The sequence below is a fragment of the Sphingomonas larreae genome (assembly GCF_051400595.1).
Classification (GTDB): domain Bacteria; phylum Pseudomonadota; class Alphaproteobacteria; order Sphingomonadales; family Sphingomonadaceae; genus Sphingomonas.
The window spans coordinates 63,157-82,930 of the sequence record NZ_JBLFFI010000002.1 but is presented as its reverse complement, the minus strand read 5'-3'; the positions used below and the strand labels follow the sequence as shown (position 1 = coordinate 82,930).

The 19,774-nt window shown below is 67.5% G+C and carries 21 protein-coding genes; 12 read left to right on the top strand and 9 right to left on the bottom strand.

The genetic code is table 11. The features are described from left to right. Positions 1-61: 61 nt before the first annotated feature. Positions 62-787 (bottom strand): SDR family oxidoreductase, encoded by a 726-nt coding sequence (locus ACMGDM_RS08690; protein WP_436803739.1) that lies wholly within the window; start codon positions 785-787, stop codon positions 62-64. Between the two features lie 148 nt (positions 788-935). On the opposite strand from ACMGDM_RS08690, the gene ACMGDM_RS08685 reads away from it, so the two are divergent. Together ACMGDM_RS08685 and ACMGDM_RS08680 are read left to right on the top strand one after the other, a co-directional pair. Continuing rightward, on the top strand, positions 936-1,832 hold the full coding sequence (locus tag ACMGDM_RS08685) for an AraC family transcriptional regulator (RefSeq protein WP_436803738.1): 897 nt from the start codon (positions 936-938) through the stop codon (positions 1,830-1,832). A gap of 212 nt (positions 1,833-2,044) precedes the next feature. Next, positions 2,045-3,535 (top strand): glucuronyl esterase domain-containing protein, encoded by a 1,491-nt coding sequence (locus ACMGDM_RS08680; RefSeq protein WP_436803737.1) that lies wholly within the window; start codon positions 2,045-2,047, stop codon positions 3,533-3,535. A gap of 76 nt (positions 3,536-3,611) precedes the next feature. Here the strand turns inward: ACMGDM_RS08680 and ACMGDM_RS08675 are convergent, their stop codons facing one another. From ACMGDM_RS08675 to ACMGDM_RS08665, 3 genes are read right to left on the bottom strand one after another with little or no spacing between them, the layout of a single operon-like run. Next, a complete protein-coding gene (locus ACMGDM_RS08675; protein WP_436803736.1) occupies positions 3,612-4,097 on the bottom strand; it encodes a cupin domain-containing protein in 486 nt (161 codons plus the stop codon). A 13-nt stretch (positions 4,098-4,110) separates the two neighbouring features. Further along, positions 4,111-4,701 carry a cytochrome b gene (locus ACMGDM_RS08670; RefSeq protein WP_436803735.1) on the bottom strand — a complete coding sequence of 197 codons (591 nt, stop codon included), beginning with the start codon at positions 4,699-4,701 and terminating at the stop codon, positions 4,111-4,113. Next, complete coding sequence (locus tag ACMGDM_RS08665; protein WP_436803734.1) at positions 4,698-5,774, bottom strand: catalase family peroxidase; 1,077 nt, start codon at positions 5,772-5,774, stop codon at positions 4,698-4,700. The genes ACMGDM_RS08670 and ACMGDM_RS08665 overlap by 4 nt, the downstream gene beginning before the upstream one ends. A 134-nt stretch (positions 5,775-5,908) precedes the next feature. Between ACMGDM_RS08665 and ACMGDM_RS08660 the strand changes: the two genes are divergently transcribed. Both ACMGDM_RS08660 and ACMGDM_RS08655 read left to right on the top strand, forming a co-directional pair. After that, the gene (locus tag ACMGDM_RS08660; protein ID WP_436803733.1) at positions 5,909-6,448 is read left to right on the top strand and encodes an RNA polymerase sigma factor; all 540 of its coding nucleotides are present in this window, start codon (positions 5,909-5,911) and stop codon (positions 6,446-6,448) included. After that, on the top strand, positions 6,445-7,221 hold the full coding sequence (locus ACMGDM_RS08655) for an anti-sigma factor family protein (RefSeq protein ID WP_436803732.1): 777 nt from the start codon (positions 6,445-6,447) through the stop codon (positions 7,219-7,221). The genes ACMGDM_RS08660 and ACMGDM_RS08655 overlap by 4 nt, the downstream gene beginning before the upstream one ends. 32 nt (positions 7,222-7,253) lie before the next feature. On the opposite strand, the gene chrA is transcribed toward ACMGDM_RS08655, so the two are convergent. After that, positions 7,254-8,651 (bottom strand): chromate efflux transporter, encoded by a 1,398-nt coding sequence (gene chrA / locus ACMGDM_RS08650; RefSeq protein ID WP_436803731.1) that lies wholly within the window; start codon positions 8,649-8,651, stop codon positions 7,254-7,256. Continuing rightward, on the bottom strand, positions 8,648-9,472 hold the full coding sequence (locus ACMGDM_RS08645) for a chromate resistance protein ChrB domain-containing protein (RefSeq protein ID WP_436803730.1): 825 nt from the start codon (positions 9,470-9,472) through the stop codon (positions 8,648-8,650). The genes chrA and ACMGDM_RS08645 overlap by 4 nt, the downstream gene beginning before the upstream one ends. Positions 9,473-9,700: 228 nt before the next feature. On the opposite strand from ACMGDM_RS08645, the gene ACMGDM_RS08640 reads away from it, so the two are divergent. Beyond that, complete coding sequence (locus tag ACMGDM_RS08640) at positions 9,701-10,636, top strand: hypothetical protein (RefSeq protein WP_436803729.1); 936 nt, start codon at positions 9,701-9,703, stop codon at positions 10,634-10,636. 102 nt (positions 10,637-10,738) lie between these two features. Here ACMGDM_RS08640 and ACMGDM_RS08635 read toward each other — a convergent pair whose 3' ends face one another. Beyond that, positions 10,739-11,221 carry a DUF2721 domain-containing protein gene (locus ACMGDM_RS08635; protein ID WP_436803728.1) on the bottom strand — a complete coding sequence of 161 codons (483 nt, stop codon included), beginning with the start codon at positions 11,219-11,221 and terminating at the stop codon, positions 10,739-10,741. Between the two features lie 334 nt (positions 11,222-11,555). On the opposite strand from ACMGDM_RS08635, the gene ACMGDM_RS08630 reads away from it, so the two are divergent. Next, positions 11,556-12,308 (top strand): EAL domain-containing protein, encoded by a 753-nt coding sequence (locus tag ACMGDM_RS08630; protein WP_496047872.1) that lies wholly within the window; start codon positions 11,556-11,558, stop codon positions 12,306-12,308. Positions 12,309-12,461: 153 nt separating this feature from the next. On the opposite strand, the gene ACMGDM_RS08625 is transcribed toward ACMGDM_RS08630, so the two are convergent. Next, positions 12,462-13,367, bottom strand: coding sequence for a LysR substrate-binding domain-containing protein (locus tag ACMGDM_RS08625; RefSeq protein ID WP_436803727.1), 906 nt, complete (start codon positions 13,365-13,367; stop codon positions 12,462-12,464). Positions 13,368-13,454: 87 nt separating this feature from the next. Between ACMGDM_RS08625 and ACMGDM_RS08620 the strand changes: the two genes are divergently transcribed. Both ACMGDM_RS08620 and ACMGDM_RS08615 read left to right on the top strand, forming a co-directional pair. Next, complete coding sequence (locus ACMGDM_RS08620) at positions 13,455-14,489, top strand: aldo/keto reductase (protein WP_436804248.1); 1,035 nt, start codon at positions 13,455-13,457, stop codon at positions 14,487-14,489. 10 nt (positions 14,490-14,499) lie between these two features. Next, a complete protein-coding gene (locus ACMGDM_RS08615) occupies positions 14,500-15,690 on the top strand; it encodes an MFS transporter (RefSeq protein ID WP_436803726.1) in 1,191 nt (396 codons plus the stop codon). Between the two features lie 74 nt (positions 15,691-15,764). Here the strand turns inward: ACMGDM_RS08615 and ACMGDM_RS08610 are convergent, their stop codons facing one another. After that, complete coding sequence (locus ACMGDM_RS08610) at positions 15,765-16,664, bottom strand: LysR family transcriptional regulator (protein ID WP_436803725.1); 900 nt, start codon at positions 16,662-16,664, stop codon at positions 15,765-15,767. Positions 16,665-16,754: 90 nt separating this feature from the next. Between ACMGDM_RS08610 and ACMGDM_RS08605 the strand changes: the two genes are divergently transcribed. From ACMGDM_RS08605 to ACMGDM_RS08590, 4 genes are all read left to right on the top strand, one after another. Next, positions 16,755-17,828, top strand: a complete 1,074-nt coding sequence (locus ACMGDM_RS08605; protein WP_436803724.1) for an NAD-dependent epimerase/dehydratase family protein — start codon at positions 16,755-16,757, stop codon at positions 17,826-17,828. Continuing rightward, entirely contained in the window at positions 17,825-18,037 is a 213-nt protein-coding gene (locus tag ACMGDM_RS08600) for a hypothetical protein (RefSeq protein WP_436803723.1), read from the top strand. The genes ACMGDM_RS08605 and ACMGDM_RS08600 overlap by 4 nt, the downstream gene beginning before the upstream one ends. A gap of 220 nt (positions 18,038-18,257) precedes the next feature. After that, complete coding sequence (locus ACMGDM_RS08595) at positions 18,258-18,827, top strand: pseudouridine synthase (protein WP_436803722.1); 570 nt, start codon at positions 18,258-18,260, stop codon at positions 18,825-18,827. After that, positions 18,824-19,654, top strand: coding sequence for a 23S rRNA (adenine(2030)-N(6))-methyltransferase RlmJ (locus ACMGDM_RS08590; RefSeq protein ID WP_436803721.1), 831 nt, complete (start codon positions 18,824-18,826; stop codon positions 19,652-19,654). Before ACMGDM_RS08595 ends, ACMGDM_RS08590 begins: the two co-directional genes overlap by 4 nt. Positions 19,655-19,774 lie beyond the last annotated feature (120 nt).

Genomic DNA, 19,774 nt, shown 5'->3' with positions numbered 1-19,774 from the left:
GCAGGGCCGCCTAGTGAGGCGAAGAACCGGAAGGGCGCGGAAACCTCCGCGCCCTCGCCGGTCACATGTCCGCGGCGACGGGGCGCACGATGATCTCATTGATGTCGACGCCCGCCGGCTGCTCGATCGCGTAGCGGATCGCGCGAGCGATCGCATCCGGGGTCAGCGACTTGCGCCGCCAGCCCTGAAGCGCGGCGGCGACATTCGCATCGGTGATGTCGTGGCCGAGCTCGGTCGCCACGACTCCGGGCGATATCAGCGTCGAACGGATCTCGTCATGCTCCATCCGCAGTCCCTCTGTGATCGCACGCACCGCATGTTTGGTGGCGCAATAGACCGCCGCGGTGGGCATCACCATGTGCGCCGCGACCGATGCGACATTGACGACGTGTCCCGCTCCCGCGGCGACGAACCGCGGAAGCACTGCGGCAATCCCGTTCAGGACGCCATGGACGTTCACGTCGAACATCTTCTTCCATTCGTCGCGCTTCACCGCAGCAAGCGGGGAGAGCGGCATGACCCCGGCATTATTGACCAGCGCGTCGATGCGCCCGAACTGCGCTTCCGCCGCGGCGACGAAGGCGTCGAAATCCTCGCCGTCGGTCACGTCAAGTTGACGCCAGGCGACGGCGTCACCCAGTTCCTCCGCCAAGATACCCAGCCGCTCGCCGCGCCGCGCGCCGATGAACAGCTTCGCTCCGGCGCCCGCCAGCTCGCGAGCGCTCGCCTCGCCGATCCCGCTCGAGGCGCCGGTGATCAGCACGACCTTGTCGATGGCTCCCGTCATGATGCTTCCTTTCGGTTGATGTGACGGGACAGGAGATGGCGGGTCGACGGGTCGGGGCGGTAGAGCAATAACCCAGACGTCTTGCACGATCCTCCAAAGGCGTCATGCAAGCTTGCACAATCGACCGAGCTGAGGATTGAGGACGGTGATGAACCGGATCGCTGAACTCGCTGACCTCGTCGATCGTCACGACAGGGGCAATGGCATCTGCACGACGGTGATGCCCCGCGTGTCATTGATCCGCGCGGACCAGGCGAGCACGCCGACGCCAGCCGTGTACGAAGCGTCGCTTTGCCTGATCGCCCAAGGGTCAAAGCGCGTGTCGCTGGGCGAGCACAGCGTCATTTACGACGCCGCGCACTATCTGGTCGTCTCGGTCGATTTGCCGCTCGTCGGGCATGTCATCGATGCAAGCCCTGAGCGGCCATATCTCTGCTGCAAGATCGACCTTGATCCCGCGATCCTCGCCGACCTCATGGTGACGCAGGGGGGACCTGTCGAGCGCACGGCTCTGCCCGTGCTGGGCGTCTATCCGAACGACGCCGACCTGATCGACGCCGCCTGCCGCCTCATCCGCCTGCTCGACCGGCCGGACACGATCCAAGCTTTGGCGCCGCTGATCGAGCGCGAGATCCTCTACCGCTTGATCAACGGTCCACACGGCCCGATGCTGCGCCATGTGGCGACAGCGGGCAGCCACTTGAGCCAGGTGAGTCGCGCCATCGCAGCCATCCGGCGCGACTTCGACGCGCCGATCCGCATCGACGAGGTCGCCTCCGAAGCGGGCATGAGCCCGTCTTCATTGCACGCCCATTTCAAGGCGGTCACGCGCATGACGCCGCTCGAATATCAGAAACACTTGCGGCTGCAGGAGGCGCGACGCCTGATGCTGGTCGGCGGCATGTCTGCCGGATCAGCCGGCTTCACGGTCGGCTACGAGAGCCCTTCGCAGTTCAGCCGGGAGTATCGCCGTCTGTTCGGCGCCCCACCACGCCAAGACATCAGGCGCCTGCACATCACACCGAGCGACGGCATGGCGCTGTGACAGCGCTGGGCCGGTAGCAACGCGTCGACCGGACGTCAGCTTGTCTTACATAAATGTGTTCGAGATCAGTCGACCGCCCCGCCGCACCCGGTGCGAGCACGGCATGGCAGGTAAGATCGAATGCCTCCGGCCGGCACCAGTCAGGCTTGCGGCGCGACGATCCGACGGTACGCTGTCACGCGGCGAGAACGAGCGCCGCAGGAGTGGACGGGATGCGGTTGCTTGGTCGGCGGATGGGCGGCTTGTCGCTCGCAGCAATGCTCCTCTCCGCCGCAGGTGACGCGCAAACGCCCGCCGAGCGGGAACACCAAGACATGATGCGGCAGCTGGGCATCGAGCAACTGCGCCCTGGCGCAAGCGGCGACCCGGATGCGCCGAACGCGGCAAATTACGATCCGTCCAAGGCAAACCCGTATCCGGTCTGGCCTGATCTGCTGACGATGGAGGATGGGCGCCCGGTCTTGAGCGCGGCGATGTGGAAGCGGGAGCGCCGGCCAGAGTTGGTGGCGCTGTTCGAGCGCGAGGTCTACGGCCGCGTCCCTGCTGCCGTGCCGCCGGCCACCTGGCGCGTCGACACCGACGACCGTGAGTTCATCGCTGGTCGGCCGGTACTCGCACAGCAATTGGTCGGGCACGTCGACAATCGAGCGGCGCCGCACATCGCGGTCGACATGAAGGCCACGCTCGTGTTGCCCGCCAACGCGAAGGGCCCCGTCCCTCTGCTCATCATGTTTGCGCCGGCACGGTACCCGGCGCCCTCTCAACCGGATGCGCAAGAGGCGGCTCGACTGAATGCGGCAATGAAGGCGACGCTGCTTCAGCGCGACCCGTCGCTCGCGACGATCTTTGCCGCGCATCCTGGCTTGGCCTTCGTGGAAACCGGCAGCTTCCCGCCGACGCCGCCGCGCGACGACCGCATCACCAAGCTGATCGCGGACGGCTGGGGCGTCGCACTGCTCGATACGGCGAGCATCCAGGCCGACGACGGCGCCGGCCTGCGTCAAGGAATCATCGGCCTGGTCAATCAGGGCCGCGCCCGTACACCCGAGCAATGGGGCGCATTGCGCGCCTGGGGCTGGGGCGCGAGCCGACTGCTGGATTATCTGACGACGCGGCGCGAGGTTGATGCGGCGCACGTCGGCGTGGAAGGCGTATCGCGCTGGGGCAAAGCCGCCCTCGTCGCCGCCGCCTTCGACGAGCGCTTCGCGATGGTCCTGATCGGCTCGTCCGGTGAAGGCGGCGTCAAGCCACACCGCCGCAACTTCGGCGAGCAGGTAGAGAATCTCACAGGGGCGGGAAGCCACCACTGGATGGCCGGCAACTTTCTCCGATACGGCACCGAGAAGGGTCGCCCGGGCCGCAAGACCGCCGCCGATATACCCGTCGACGCGCACGAGCTACTGGCGCTGGTTGCCCCGCGGCTGGCCTTCGTGAGCTACGGCATACCGGTCGAGGGCGATGCCGAATGGCTCGACCAGCAGGGCAGCTACATGGCGACGGTCGCGGCCGGGCGAGCATGGCAGCTGCTCGGCAAGCGCGATCTCGGTCGCGGCAATGATTACCGGACCGCGCTTATGCCGCCGCCAGCGACAGACCTGCTTGAGGGTGAACTCGCCTGGCGGCAGCACCAGGGCGGCCACACGGACGCCCCGAACATGGCGTCCTTTTTGCGGTGGGCGGACGGGAAGATCGGCCGGCGCTGAGCTAGATCACCGGTGATGGCCCGTCCGCCGCTGGGGCCGGCCGCTCGCGCTGGTTGCTGCGCCGGCCCGACCACGATCAGCCGGCAGCTGGCGCGGGTTCGAAGCGCGTGTCGGTCGCCGCGCCGATCTTGCCGACACGCATCATCGCCTCGGCCGGCGACATGGCGGCGAACGGCGCCGCGCGATCGGCCGCTTCCACCGCGTCGAAGAAGTTCTGGTGCGCGGCGGGTGCGATGCTCAGCAAGCGCACCGGTTCGTCGCCGTCGTTGTAGAAGCTGTGCGCCACCTCGGGCGCGGCGATCACGGTCTGGCCTGCCCCGCAGTGGTGCGGCGTTCCGGTGGCATCCTCGAACCGGAGCGTCCCGGCCAGCACATAGAACACCTCGGTATAGCCATGCCGGTGCGGGGGCACGCTCTCGCCCGGCGACAGCGTCTGCTCGAACAGGCAGAAGGCGCCGCCGGTCTCCTCCGCGCGCGCCTTCCACACGAGGTGCGCACCGGCAACGTCGAAGTGGCGCCCGGTCTCGCGCACGATCAGCGCGCCGGTCATGGTATCGTGCATTTTTCTGTCCTCGTCAGTGATGGGAAAGCGCGACGGCGTCAGCCATCGGCGGGGGTTGATCGTTGCGATGATGGCCCAACGTCATGCTGCGCAACACGCCGTCGCGGCGGATCAGCCCGTGCATCAGCGCCGCTGCGAGATGGAGCAGGATCAGCGCGAAGAACAACAGCGCCACGATCGTGTGCGCCGTTCGCAACACCGCGTAGAGCGCGAGCTGGTGCGGCAGGATCGCGGGCAGCGTGAGCTCTTGCGTCAGCACCACCGGATAGCCGCCTGCGGACAACATGCCCCAGCCGATCAGCGGCATGCCGACCAGCGCGAGGTACAACAGCACGTGCGACGCCCAGGCGGCGCGCTGCTGCCAGCGCGGCAGGTCGGCCGGGAGCGGCGGTGCGCCGGTGGCGAGCCGCAGCGGCCATCGCACCAGCACCAGCACGAGGATCGCGATCCCGACCGGCCGATGCAGCGACAGCAGGGTGAGGTAGGCCGGCCCCGTTGTGGACACCATGCCGACGCCGATGAAGAGCATCAGCAGCACCAGCGCCGCCATCAACCAGTGGAGCAGCCGCAGCGGCAGCGCGAAGTCGGGCGAGGCGCGGCTCATCGTGCGCGCTCCGCGAAATCCGCACCCGCGGCGCTGGGGTGCGGTCCCTCCAGCGCGCGCCGCGTGAACGAGGAGGAATAGGCCTTGGACCGCGCCGCGAGCAGCGGATCGTCCGACACCGCGATGCCGCGCGGCAGGATGGTCGGATCGAAGTTGAGGTCGCGGCATGCCCCGCTTTGCTCGGGCTGAACCGCGCTGATCGTCAGCATACCCGCCGTGATCGTGCGGTGCGGGCCGCGCCAGGCCACCGTCGCCTTGTCGGTGACGTCACCCGGATTGGCCACCACCAGGCGGAGCTGCCAGCGCGACGGCCCGGCTGCGGTCCGCGCGATCATCTCGCGGAAGAGATAGTCGCGGCCGAGCCGATCGAGGTGCTTCTTGTCGAGCCCGGCAAGCGGCGCCTCCGGCTCGAATTGCCAGCGCACCGCGCGTGCCGTGCCGTCCGGTGCGGTGAAGCGGAACGCGTTGATGCTGTAATAAGTCGCGTTGGCGAAGCTGTTGGGCAGCACCGCGCGCGCGAGCTCGTCTTGGAAGGCCTTGACCTCGGGATGCGCCGCGACGAACGACGCCATGACGGCGGGATCGGGTTTGCCCGTGTGCGGGTCGGGCCGGCTCGCGCGCTGGAGCGCGATGAACGAGGCCACATCCGCCACCGGGAAGATCGGCGTATGGTCCAGCGCCATCCGCCATTCCGCGCCATCCGGCGTGCGCAGCACCAGCGCCATCGAGTGGAATACGTTGCGGCCATCACTTGCGAGCGGATTGCCGCCGGCGACCGAGAACCGGCCGGTCACCGGATACTCCCCCGGCGCGAACGCGCTCGCCGCAGAGATCGCCCTGCCCGCTCCGTTGGCGCGGAAGTCGCCCGTAAAACACAGCCCCTTGGCATGCGCGCGGCGGTACCCCGGCGCGGCACCGTGGTTGTTGTATTCGAGCGCGCGGGTGACGTCGCCGCCGTTGATCCGGCGCGCGCCGATCCAGCCGGCGGCCCAGGCGAACCCGCCGACCAGCAGGAGGATGAGCGCACCGATCAGCGCGGCGGCGGCGGTGTTGGCACGGTGACGGGAGAACATCGGCCGGTCGATCCCAGGTGACTGCTGCTGGGGTGGACGTGGCGTGCGGCGGTTTATTCCACGCCGCGCGCTTTTTCGCTGTCGCCTCCGGGCCTGTGTGGGAATAACTTCGCGCTGCGGACGTCCCATCACCCATGGAAACCCTGATGCCGGCGAGCGAGGACATGATCGTGCTGGTGCAGCCGCTCGTGCCGGCGCTGCGCCGCTATGCCCGAGCGATGCTGCGCCACCGCGACGACGCCGACGATCTGGTGCAGGACGTGCTGGAGCGCGCGATCCAGGCGTGGGGTGGGCGCCGCGACGGCGGCAGCTTGCGCTCCTGGCTGTTCGCGATCCTGCACAATCTCGCGCTCGACCGGCTGCGGCGGCGCGCCCGGCAGGGCGCGAGCGACCCGATCGAGGCCGTGCCCGAGGCCCGGCTGGCCGCACCGCCGCTGCAGGAGCAGGCGGTGGAACGGCGGGACATGCTCGCGCTGGTCGCCGCGCTGCCGGACGAGCAGCGCAGCGTGCTGTTACTCGTGGCGGTGGAGGAACTGAGCTATGCCGAGGCCGCGGCGGTGCTCGACGTGCCGCTGGGTACAGTGATGTCGCGGCTGTCGCGCGCGCGCGAGCGGCTGCGCCGGATGATGGAGGGCGAGGTGGCAAGTCGGCCGGCGCTGAGGATCGTGCCGTGACCGAGGCACCCGTGACCGAGGCCGATCTCCATGCGCTGGTCGACGACCGGCTCGCGCCCGAGCGCGCCGCCCTCGTGGCCGCGTGGCTGCGCGCGCATCCCGACGCCGCCGCGCGCGTTGCCGCCTACCGCACACAGGCCGAAGAGCTGCGCCACGCCTTCGCGCCGGTCGCGGACGAGCCGGTGCCGCCGCGGCTCGACCTGCGCTTGCGCGTCGACCGGGCGCGGCGTGACCGCACTGCGGGGTCCGGGCTGGTCGCCGCTGGCGTGGCGGCGTTGATGCTGGTCGGCGCGGCGGGGGGCTGGACATTGCGGGGGTGGGCCGCGCCGCCGCGCGCCGGCACCGCCGCGCTCGCACGCGAGGCCGCCTCGAGCTACGCGGTTTATGTCGGCGACCGCACGCGACCGGTGGAGATCGCCGCGACGCAGCAGGCTGCGCTCGATCGCTGGTTCTCGCAGCGGCTCGCGCGCCCGGTGAAGGCGCCTGATCTCCGCGCCGCGGGGTTGCGGCTGGTCGGCGGACGACTGGTCGCGACCGAGCATGGCCCGGCCGGGCTGTATCTGTATCAGGACGGTGCGCAGCGCTGGATCGGGGTCTATGTCCGCCCGATGGAGGTCGAGGGCACCGATCGCCTGAAGCCGCGCGAGGAAAGCGGGGTGACGGGGTGGACCTGGGCGGATGAAGGACTGGGCTTCGGTATCTTCGGCAACGGCCCGAGCGAGCATCTTCGCGACGCCGCCGGGATCGTGCGCGCGCAATATCGGCGAAGCTGAGCACGGCTAGGCTGGCCGGGTGGGCGGTCCCCTCACCCGATGGCTCCCAGCGCATAGAGCCCCAGCCCGGCCGCCGAGGTAGCGAGCAGGGTTGTGATCACGCCGGCCCGCATCATGAAGATCGCATAGCCCGCGCCCAGGGAGAGGACGACCGCGGCGGGATCGATGCTGGTCAGCACCGGCGCGTCGAAGCGGATCGGTCCGACCGCGACCAGCGCGGTGCGCCGGAACAGCGTGTGCAGAGCGAACCATATTGCCAAGTTCAGGACAACGCCTACGACCGCCGCGGTGATCGCCGATAAGGCCGCTGCGGCGGCGACGTTGCCACGCAGCCGCTCGATGAACGGCGCGCCCAGGAATATCCACAGGAAGCAGGGCACGAACGTGACCCAGGTCGCGAGCAGACCGCCCAAGGTGCCCGCGACGAGCGGCGACAGCGCTCCGGGATCGCGATAGGCGGCGAGGAAACCGACGAACTGCAGCACCATGATGAGCGGACCTGGCGTGGTCTCCGCCATGCCGAGGCCGTCGAGCATCTCGTTCGGACGAAGCCAGCCATAGCTTTCGACGGCCTGCTGCGCGACATAGGCGAGCACCGCATAGGCACCGCCGAAGGTCACCACGGCCATGGCGGAGAAGAAGGTGGCGATGCGGCTGAACACATCATCCTGCCCGAGCGCGATCAGCAGCACCGCGATCGGCACCAGCCACAGCGCCACCCACACAAGCGTCGTCCGGAGGGTCTGCGCCCGGGTCGGGCGGGCGTGCGGCGGCAGGTCCTCGCCGAGCAGCGTATCGGCGTCGGCTATTGTCGCGCCCCCGGCGGCGTGGTGACCGCCGCCACGGAAGGCCGTGCTGCCGCGCTTCGCCGACCACCAGCCGATCAGGCCCGCCCCGGCGACGATGACCGGGAACGGTGCGCCGGCAAAGAAGATGAGCACGAACGCCAGCGCGGCGAGGAAACGGGCGGGCCGCGACCGCAGCGCCCGCCCCCCGATCCGAACGACCGCCTGGAGCACGACCGCCAGCACTGCGGCCTTGAGCCCGAAGAACAGCGCCGCGACGATACCCACGCGGCCGTACAGCACGTAGATCCAGCTCAGCGACATGATCGCGACCGCGCCGGGGATCACGAATAGCACCCCCGCAACGATGCCGCCCCATGTCCGGTGCAGCAGCCACCCGATATATGTGGCGAGCTGCTGTGCCTCGGGTCCGGGCAGGAGCATGCAGTAGTTGAGCGCGTGCAGGAAGCGCTGCTCGCCAATCCAGCGTTTCTCGTCGACGAGGATGCGGTGCATGACCGCGATCTGACCGGCGGGCCCGCCGAACGACAGGAGCGCGATGCGCAGCCATACCCATGATGCCTGCGCCAGCGTTACCGGTTCGGGACGCACCGATGCCGCTCGCCCGATCACCGGCGCGGTCATGCCGACACCCGCCCGCGCGAGGGCTGATGCGAAGACCAATCGTGTCGCTCGGCATGCGCGTCCCGCGCCCAGCGGTACAGCGCGTCGTAGATGGCCATCCCGGCCTCGAGCTGCTCATGGTCGTCGCCATAGGTGCGCGACAGGCCAAGCGAGATGGCGAGCAGGCCGGCCGCCTCCGGTGCGAGGTCGAGCCGATCGGTGTCCGCCCCCCGCACTACCGCGGCAAGGCGGACGAGCGGCGCGTGATCGCCGAGCCCGAATGCCTCGACCATGACGTCGAAGGTGCAGCGATCGCCGCGGTGGCTCCAGAACACACCGTCGCCGGCGACGTCGAACGGCTCGGCGTCCTCTCGCTCGGCCACCGGCAGCACCTCCGCCGGCGCGACGAAGAGGAAGCGCGCGTCCGGGTCGACGAAGCGGCGGATCAACCACGGACAGGCGACGCGATCGACCTTCGGCCGCGCACGGGTGACCCACCAGGTGCGCCCGTCCGCATGGCGCGGCGGAAAAAGGGTGAGCGACACGGTCGGCCCGCCCGATGCCATCCAGGCGGCGAAACCGCCGTCGAGCACCTCCGCCGCTATGCCGTCGCTCCGCAGGATCGCCGCCGCGGCCACGGCGGGGCCGTCCCCTTTCGCGTCGAAGACGATGACGCTTTGTCCGCGGGCGAGGTCCCATTGCGCTGGTTCGCGCTGCAATGGCCTGGTCGCTCCGGGGATCGTCTGCGCCGCCGCCTCGCGCAGATCGATGATCCGCGGCGCGGTGGGCAGCGCGATGAGACGGGCGAGCTTGTCCGAGGAAATCGCGTTGGTGGCAGGCATGGCGCGTCCCTAACTTATTCGTGCTGGACGCGATTCTCTAGCTGACGCCTCGTGGGGAGATCGCATTCCCCATTCTCTAAATCAGCCATGATCTGTCGCGGCTGTCAATCGCATCGCCGTGCCTCTCCGCTGCCTACCGTGGCAAGCGCGCATGCACAGCAGCCCATCTTTTCTTCCGCGCTGCGCCCGCGTAACGACCCGCAGGATTTATCGGGGGAGAATCTGAGAATGCGAGCTTTTCTGCTCGGGACCGTGGCCGCCTCGCTGGTCGCCACGCTCGCGGTGCCGGCGACCGGCCAGTTCGGCATGCTGAAGAAGCTGGTGCCCGGCGGGATCAACCTGCCAAGCCTGCGCAAGGAGCCGATCTCGACCAGCCTGGCCGACGCGCGCTGGGCGGACCCGAGCCGCGACGATTTCACCCCGCCTACGGCCAAGCGCGCATTGACCGAGCTCCAGCGCACGCCCGCCGGCGGCTTCGTCCTCCGGCCCGGCTATTACAGTTTCCATGATCAGAGCTATTGCCTCCACGCCGGCACATACGGTCCGGGCGGGGGTGATGGGTACCTCTACGCACCGCCGCTCGGTTCGGCGCGCGACGCCGTCATCACGATCGTGCGCAACTCCGTCCAGCACCCGGAAATCGACCAGCACGACATCCAAACGTTGCTGTGGGCAATCGTCGCGCGCGCGAAGCTCGAGGATCTCACCACCGAGCACAAGGCGATCGCCGCGCAACTGCTGCCGCCGCGGCTGCTCGCTGCGCTCAACCGCTCCGTGCTCGATATCGTGTCGCAGGGGCCGATCGCGGACAATCTGCCGCGCGAGATCCGGCAGGCGATGCAGGCGGAGGCGGACCTGCGCCGGATGCTGATCACGCCCGGCACCAGCTTCGGCGACTTGGAGCGCGTCGCGGTGCTCGCCGGCGCGGCGCCCGCTGGCAAGGGCAGCCTCGACGTGCCGAGCCGGCGCTGGAGCCATCATCCCGACGGCTATTGGGTCCGCTATCTTCCCGCCAGCTACTCCAACACGGTGGTCGAGCTATGGGTGCCGGACGACAGCCCCGGCGTGGGGCAGGAGTTCGACCCGGCGACCCATATCGCGGTGCCCGGCAACACCGCGCGCCAGCGCCTGATCCAGTCCGGACGCGCGTACAAGACGGCGTGAGCGCGGCGGGTGACGGCTGTCACCCGCCCTCGCCCCGCACCGACCCAGGTGACGCAAAGCCAGGACATCTTGCCGGGACGAAACACCCCCAAGGGTTCGCACTCAAGCGCCCTCGACCCGGTGCCTCGCTTCCCGGGCGAGGTCGGGCACGTCGCGGAGTTCGTCGTCGAGCTGCCGGCGGACGATCCTGCCTTCTGCGATGACGAAGCATGCGGCCAGGATCACCAGCGCGAAGCCGACCATCGATGTTACCACACCACCAGCAGCGATGAGGGGCTGCCGGGGCATGAGGACGTCAGCGGCGCCGAACATCAGTGAGCCGATCAACAGGATCGCCGCGACCAACCCGAGGAGAGTGGCATTGCCCATGTGGCGGCACCGGTGCTGGTAGGTGAGGATCTGGTCCTTGAGATTGCCCGCGCGGCGCTCGTCGTGCTCGTTGGTGCGATAGTCGCCGACTGCTTCGCGGTAGCGGTCGATCGCACTGTCATAGCGCTGCTGCAGGAATCCCATGAAGATCCAGGCGGCGAACACGATCGACGCGTTTGGGCCGATGGCCTTGAGGACCTCACCGAGCTGGACCACACATCACCTCTGGGTTTGTGGCTCGGGAAACGCGAGGCGCGCAGCTAAGTGCCAGTAAAAGTTGCTCTTTGCCCAAGTCCGCACGATGCCGCCTGACAGCAAAGGGGATGCTGCCGCTTGAGCTGACCCGGACCCGCACCGCTTGATGTTCATCCACCCTGCGTGCGCTCGGCTCGACCGCCGCGATGCCATCCAGCTGAGCGAGCAGGGCGTCGAACGGTCGGTATCAAGGACAAGACGTGCCGGCGCGCCGAAGCACCGCCCCGAACTCGGAGAGGCGAGATCAAGGCGTTGGTTTCAGGCTGTTTTAAGGATGTACCTTTAGCTACGCCGCATGGAAATGCGCAAAATCTGCTCTGGCTGCCGCGATGGCGTCGACTTCGACGTACCGTTCACGATGGCGTACCAGCCCATCGTCGACGTGGAACTCGGACGGCCCTTCGCCTATGAAGCGCTGATCCGCGGCGTGGACGGTTCAGGCGCTCTCTCGGTCCTGTCACGCGTGAATGAGACCAATCGCTACGCGTTCGATCAGTCCTGTCGCGTCATGGCGATCGAGGGCGCGCTAAGCGCCGGACTGCTCGACATCGATGCGCGCCTCTCCATCAACTTCCTCCCGAACGCGGTCTATTCACCGCTCGCGTGCATCCAGCTGACGCTCCGCACCGCAGAGAAAGTCGGTCTGCCGCGGGAACGGCTGATCTTCGAGTTCACCGAAAACGAAGAGATGGGCTCGCCCCAGCACGTCAACAGCATCATCGAGACGTACAAGAGCGTCGGCTTCACCGTCGCGATCGACGATTTCGGCGCTGGTCATTCGGGTCTGGAGATGTTCGCGCGCTTCGCGCCGGATGAGGTCAAGCTGGATATGAGCCTGATCCGGAATATCGACACGGACCTTCGTCGCCGCGCCATCGTGCGGTCGGTCGTAAGCATGTGCGAAGAGCTCGACACTCTCCTTATCGCGGAGGGGATCGAAACGGCGGATGAGGCGCGTGCGTTGCGCGAGCTCGGCATCCGCTTCCACCAGGGCTTCTGGTACGCCAAACCCGAGATCGCGCGCCTGCCGGCGATCATAGCGCGGTAGCACGGAAGGTCTTGGCACAAGCGCGTCGACGTCGCGTCGTGCTGGCTCTCGGTCGCGAGGTCAGCCGGTCAGGGTCGTAGGCGCGCCACGCACGGCAAATGAACCAACGGCAGAAAACAGGACGCGCGAACCGCGTGATCCACCGATGGCGGGTCAACGCAGGTGAGACGCCAGGAAGTCGACGAAGACACGAACGCGCGCAGGCGTGTTCCCGCCGCCGACAAAGACGGCATGGATCTGCTCGACGTCGCCAGGATTGAACGCCTCGAGTATAGGGATCAACCGGCCCGCGGCGATCTCATCCGACACGCTAAACGCTCCAACGCGCGCGATCCCCACTCCTTCGGCAGCAAGCTGCCCGAGCGTCTCTCCGTTGTTGGCTTCGATGCTTCCCCTCACCGATAGGGTGTAATCGTGGCCTTCGCGACGGAACGGCCACACCGGCTCGGCCCGGCGGAAATTGAAGTTCAGGCAATTATGCCGATGAAGATCCTCAGGCACTTCCGGCGTGCCGTTTCGCCTTAGGTAATCAGGCGAGGCGACGATCATGCGCCGGGTCTCACCGAGCTTGCGCGCGGTCAGCGTGCTGTCCGGTAGCGGGCCGAAGCGCACCGCAACATCGGCCTGACCTGCGGCGATGTCGACCAGCGTGTCCGTCAAAGCGATGTCGACGAGGATGTCGGGATAGGTCCTGACGAACTCGCCCAAGAGGGGCACCACGCACAAACGCCCATGTGACAGCGCGGCGCTGACGCGCAGCCTGCCGCGCGGGCTACCCTGGTCGGCAATCTGCTGCTCGGCATCGTTCAGGTCGGCGAGGATGCGGCGCGCGGTCTGAAGATAGGTCTGCCCCTCCGCCGTCAGCGACAGCGCGCGGGTGGAGCGTAGCAGCAGGCGCACGCCCAGCCGTGCCTCGATCCGGTCGATCGCGCGCGCGACCGCCGAAGGGCTCATATCGAGCACACGGCCGGCGGCCGAAAAGCTGCCTTGCTCCACCACCGCCGCGAACAGCGCCAGCGCCCGAGCCCGGTCCGTACCCCCGTTCAGCTTTGCATCCATCGCAAAGATCCTCCGCGTTGATGATCGCTACTGCCTCATGCGGCAGCGGTCCATCTATGCGCGGAGACTTGTGATCGAGGATGGATGATGGACTATCGCCAACTTGGACGTTCGGGCTTGCGCGTACCGGCGCTGAGCTTCGGCACCGGCACCTTCGGCGGACGAGGCCCGCTGTTCAGCGCCTGGGGGCAAAGCGATGCGGCAGAGGCCCGGCGGCTGATCGACATCTGCCTCGACGCAGGCGTGACGCTCTTCGACACCGCCGACGTTTATTCCGGCGGAGCGTCTGAGGAGATCCTGGGCCAAGCGATCCAGGGACGGCGCGACAACGTCTTGATCTCGACCAAAACCGGTCTGCCGATGGGCGACGGACCGCAGGATTGGGGTGCATCGCGCGCGCGGCTGGTCCGTGCGGTCGAGGATTCGCTGCGCCGGCTCGGCACCGATCGTATCGACCTGCTGCAGCTGCACGCCTTCGACGCTTCGACGCCAACGGAGGAGGTGATGGCGACGCTCGCGTCACTGATCGCAGCGGGCAAGGTCCGCTATGCCGGCGTGTCCAACTATCCAGGCTGGCAGCTGATGAAGGCGCAGGGTTTGGCGGAGCGCCACGGTTGGCCGCGCCTCGTCGCGCATCAGGTCTATTATTCGCTGATCGGCCGCGCCTATGAGGCGGACCTGATGCCGTTGGCGGCCGATCAGGGCGTCGGTGCGCTCGTGTGGAGCCCGCTTGGCTGGGGGCGGTTGACTGGCAAGATCGGGCGCAACCGCCCGGTGCCGCACGGCAGCCGCCTGCACGAGACCGAGCAGTTCGCGCCGCCGGTCGAGACGGAGCACCTCTATCGCGTCCTCGACATGCTGGAGGCGGTGGCCCGGGAAACGGGGAAGAGCGTACCACAGGTCGCGATCAACTGGCTGCTGCAGCGCCCTACCGTGTCGTCGGTGATCATCGGCGCCCGCAACGAAGAGCAGCTGCGGCAGAACCTTGGCGCGGTCGGTTGGGCGCTGACGCCGCAACAGGTCGCCGCGCTCGATGCGGCGAGCGACGTGCTCCCACCTTACCCCCATACGCCCTATCGCCAGCAGGAGGGCTTCGCCCGCCTCGATCCGGCGTTGGTGTGAGGACAAGACGATGACGCTCAACGCCGGCCTGCTGGCCCTTTCGATTGGCGCGTTCGGCATTGGCGTGACCGAGTTTGCGCCGATGGGATTGCTTCCCGTGATCGCCAGCGACCTCCATGTCTCGATTCCCGCCGCCGGGCTGCTCATCAGCGCCTATGCGCTGGGCGTGGTGATCGGCGCTCCGCTGATGACGCTAACCACCGGGCGCGTCCCCCGGAGGGCGCTGCTGATTGCACTCGCCGCCATCTTCACCGCAGGCAACCTGTTGGCGGCGGTGTCGGACAGCTATGCGATGCTGCTCGCCGCGCGCGTGCTCACCGCCTTCAACCACGGCGCCTTCTTCGGGGTCGGCTCGATCGTCGCCGCGAGCCTCGTGGCGCCGGAGCGGCGGGCGAGCGCGGTAGCCGCGATGTTCATGGGGCTGACGATCGCCAATGTGGTCGGTGTGCCGTTGGCGACCTGGGGGGGTGAGCATCTCGGCTGGCGCGCCTCCTTCTGGGGCATCGCCGGATGGGGCGTCATCATCATGGGAGCGCTGCGGCTGACGCTGCCACCGCTTCCTGCTCCTGACGGGGGCAGTGCAACCGCCGAACTGCGGGTGCTGACAAAGCGCGCGGTTCTCGGCGCGCTGGCGCTGACCGTGCTCGGATCGAGCGCGATGTTCACGGTGTTCACCTATATCGCGCCGATCCTGCGTGAAGAGACGCATGCCTCGCTCGGCTTCGTCACGGCGATGCTGGTGACCTATGGCCTGGGACTGACGGCGGGCAACTGGCTGGGCGGCCGCTTCGCCGACCGCTCGGTTGACCGCACGCTGATCGTCACGCTTGCCGCACTATCCGCCATCCTGGTTGCCTATGCCGCGCTGATGTCGCATGCCGGCGCCAGTGTCATGCTCATCTTCCTGTGGGGCGTGGCAAGCTTCGCGCTGGTGCCGCCATTGCAGGTGCGCGTGATGACCGCGGCGGCCGACGCGCCGAACCTCGCCTCGGCCGTCAACATCGGCGCGTTCAACCTCGGCAACGCCTTCGGCGCGGCACTCGGCGGCGGCGTCATCGCTGCCGGGCTCGGCTATCCGGCGGTGGCACTCGCCGGAGCCGCTACATCGGCGATCGGGCTGGCGGCGCTGCTTCATGCCGCACGCCGATCGTTCATGTCGCGCCGATCACCAATGTCGGGCCGGACACCTCGTTACGAATGAGATGTTCGATCAACGAGCATCCGCTTCCGGCAGCCAGCTTGCGCCGGTGGAACGGCCGAACGTCGGGCGGGCTGCTACGTTGGACAGAGGTTGGCATGTGCCGTCATGCCGTCGACCAAAGCATCAAATACGATTCGCATGCGACGGGTCGATCGCAGGTCTTCGTGCATCACGATCCACACCGGCAGATGCGCGACGAAGGTGTCGCGCAGCACCTTCATTAGCGCCGGGTCGTGCAGCGCGATCGGATCCTGCACCACGCCGATACCGAAGCCCGCGCGCACCGCGGCGACCTGCGCGATCTGATTGTCGGTGCGTAGCGCGAAACCGGGCAGATCGGGCCACGCCGCTTCCAGCGCGCGCAGGGATGCCGCATCCCGGTCGAACCCGATCAGCGCGTGATCGGCGAGATCGGCGGCACGAACGATGGGCGCATAGCGTGCGAGATAATCGCGATGGGCGTAGAGGCCGAGCCGGATGCGACCGGTCGATCGCGCAACAAGCGCTTGTTGCCGGGGCTGCGTCATGCGGATCGCGAGATCGGCCTCGCGACGCAGCAGGTCGGAAGCGCTGTTGGTCAGCACCAGTTCGAGCGTCAGGCCAGGATGGGTGCCGTGCAGCGCGGCCAGGATCGGCGGCAGCACCTCGGCGCCGATGACTTCGCTCACGCTGATGCGGACGATCCCGGCCGCCGCTTTGGTCGGGGCGGAGGCGGTGCGGACAAGGGCGGTGGCCGCTGCGGCCATGGCCTCGGCGTGCGGGGCAAGCGCTCGAGCCGTCTCCGTCGGCTGGAGTCCGCGAGGCGACCGTGTGAACAGCGCGCCGGCGGCCAGTGTCGCCTCGAGTTCGGCGATATGCCGGCCGGCGGTCGGTTGGGTCAGCCCGAGCGCGCGGGCGGCGCTCGACAGGCTACCTTCGCGCATCACCGCGTCGAAAGTGCGCCACAACTCCCAGCCCGGGCCAGCTATATCCATGCGGCAATGTATAGCAGCCCTGCACCTTTACACAATTTCTGATGAGGCCCCGTAGGTTCATCTGTCTGCCGTCAACGAAGGAGGGCAGATATGACAGACGCCTCGAACAGCGCGCTGGTGCTCGGCGCGACGGGCGGGATCGGCAGCGAGGTCGCACGCGTGTTGCGCGCGCGCGGCTGGGACGTACGGGCGCTACATCGAAACCCGATGCGCGCGGCGGCCAGCAATCCCGATCTACACTGGGTACAAGGGGACGCGATGGAGCCCACCTCGGTCGAACGGGCCGCGGACGGCATGGCCGTGATCGTCCATGCGGTGAACCCACCCGGCTATCGCAATTGGGGTGGGCTGGTCCTGCCGATGCTGGACCACACGATCGCCGCGGCAGTGAAGAACGGCGCACGCGTGCTGCTGCCCGGCACGGTTTACAATTACGGCCCGGATGCAGGTGAGGCAGTGGACGAAGGTGCGTCGCAGAATCCGGTGACGCGCAAAGGCAAAATCCGCGTTGAAATGGAGTGCCGGTTGCGAACGGCATCATCGCGCGGTGCGAAGGCGCTCGTCGTGCGCGCCGGAGACTTTTACGGTCCGCGATGCGGCAACAGCTGGCTGGCGCAGGGCATGGTGCCGACCACCGGCCCGGTGAAGCGGGTCTTCAACCCGGCGCGCGCCGGTGTCGGGCATGCGTGGGCGTATCTGCCCGATCTCGCCGAGACCATGGTGCGGCTGCTGGAGCGGCGCGACGAGCTGGCCGACTTCGATTGCTTCCAGTTCGGCGGCACCTGGGTGGACGACAATCGGGCGTTCGCGGAGGCGATCCGGCTGGCCGCAGGCAGCCCGGGCGCGCCGATCTACCGCTTCCCCTGGCTCTTCGTGCATGCCCTAGCGCCGTTTCACGAGACGGCGCGCGAGATGCGGGAGATGATCTATCTCTGGCAGCGACCGTTGCGATTGGTGGATGACAAGCTGCGCCGGTTCCTCGGCCCGGTGCCGTCCACGCCGCTCGAAGACGCGCTGCGCATCACCCTTCAAGGCTACGGCAGATCAGACCCAAGCCGTTTGCTTATAGCGCGCCCATCCACCAGCTTGAAATTCTGCGCGCGCGGGGCGTTATCGCCATCCTGCGCGATCATCAAACCCGCCGGAAACTCTGATCCAGAATGACCAAGCGCGACCTCGATCTCTGCCGGAGGCCCTTGTCGGGATTGCTGGTGTGCATGTCGCACTCGATCATCAGGAAATGGCCCTTGGGATTGCGCGCGCGCTGCCGCACGGTCGACTTCACCGCCGGCAGCGGCGCGCCATTCTCATCCCGTGATACCGCACCGCGCCCGGCAACCGACACGATCGCCGGATCGTCGCCGAAGCGATAGCCAGCGTAGACGAACGCCTGTTCGGCCGTCGTCTGGCGTGCGGCGAAAGATGTCCGCGCGTCCGCCCGCCCCTTGCCGATGAGAATATCGACACGGTTGCCGAACCGCGGCGCCAGACCTCACTCACGTGTTGATGGCTCGCGGGCGGCATGGGGCCGCAGCCCATCTGCGTCGACATGCACCTGAGGACACGATCGCTTTCAAGCGATATGAGCTCGGGATGACCCGGCTGCTCCTGTTCAACAAACCCTTCGGGGTCTTATCACAATTCACCGACCGCGGATCCCCGATGGCTCGGTCGACATTGTCGGACTTCATCCAGGTGAAGGGCGTCTACCCCGCCGGGAGGCTCGATCGGGACAGCGAGGGGTTGTTGCTGTTGTGCGATGATGGCCGGCTGCAGGCGCGGATCGCCGATCCGCGCTTCAAGCTGCCGAAAACATACCTGGTGCAGGTCGAAGGCGACCCGCAGGAGTTGGAGCTGGATCGCTTGCGGCAGGGCGTCCGGCTTAACGATGGCATGACCCTGCCTGCGGTCGTGGATCGCATCGAGGCGCCAGACCTATGGCCACGCGATCCGCCGATCCGCCAGCGAAAGACCATCCCGGACAATTGGCTGAGGATCACCATCCGCGAAGGGCGCAACCGGCAAGTGCGCCGCATGACCGCGTCCGTCGGTTTGCCTTGCCTGCGGCTGGTCCGCTGGTCGATAGGCGACTGGTCTGTCGCCGGGATCGCACCGGGCCGGTTTGAAGAATTATCCAATCGTCAGAGTTCTGAGCTTCAGTGAATTACCGCCACTCTTTTCATGCCGGCAACAGCGCCGATGTCGTGAAGCATAGCTTGTTGATCGCGCTTGTCCGGGCTTTGCAGCAGAAACAGGGTGCGTTGACCCTGATCGATACTCATGCCGGCTGCGGGCTCTACGATCTCGGCGGCGAACAGGCCCAACGCACTGGCGAAGCCGCTCAGGGCGTGCTGCGAGCCTTTGCCGACCACAATACTGTATTGGACGACTATCGTGCGATCATACGGGCGGTGAATGACGGCGCGGAGCCGCGTCTCTATCCCGGCTCCCCGCAGTTCCTGTCTCACCTTCTGCGCCCGCAGGACATGCTGATCCTCAATGAGAAGCATCCCGAGGATGCGAGGGCCCTCCGCGGCGTGATGCGGGGCACGAGTGCTGCCGTGCATGAGCGCGACGGCCATGAGCTCTGGCTGGCGATGCTTCCGACCCGCACCGGTCGCGGCGTAGTAGTGGTGGATCCACCATATGAGCAGACGGACGAACGCGCACGCATCACCGCCACCCTCGCCGCGGCGCACCGCAAATGGGCGCATGGTGTGACGGTGATCTGGTATCCGCTGAAGGACCGCGCAATGCATCAGCGATGGAAGGACAATCTTCGTAAGCTCGGCATTCCGAAATTTTTGTCTGTGGAGCATTGGTTGTATGATGTCGATCAGCCTGGATCGTTTAACGGCGCAGGCCTCTTCATCATCAATCCGCCCTACGCTTTCACCCAGGCGCTGCCGCCTTTACTGGAGGCTCTCCGCGTGGCACTCGCGCCGGAAGGGCACCGAGGCAGGATCGCAGCTGACTGGTTGAACGGCTAGGATAAGCCGGTCGGTCACCAGGCGTCCAGATCGGCTCGTTACGCTGGTCCGGTTTCAGGTAATCGGCGGCGTCGCTGCAATGCCTGACGTGTTGCGTATGCAGCGTTGTGTCCCGGCATG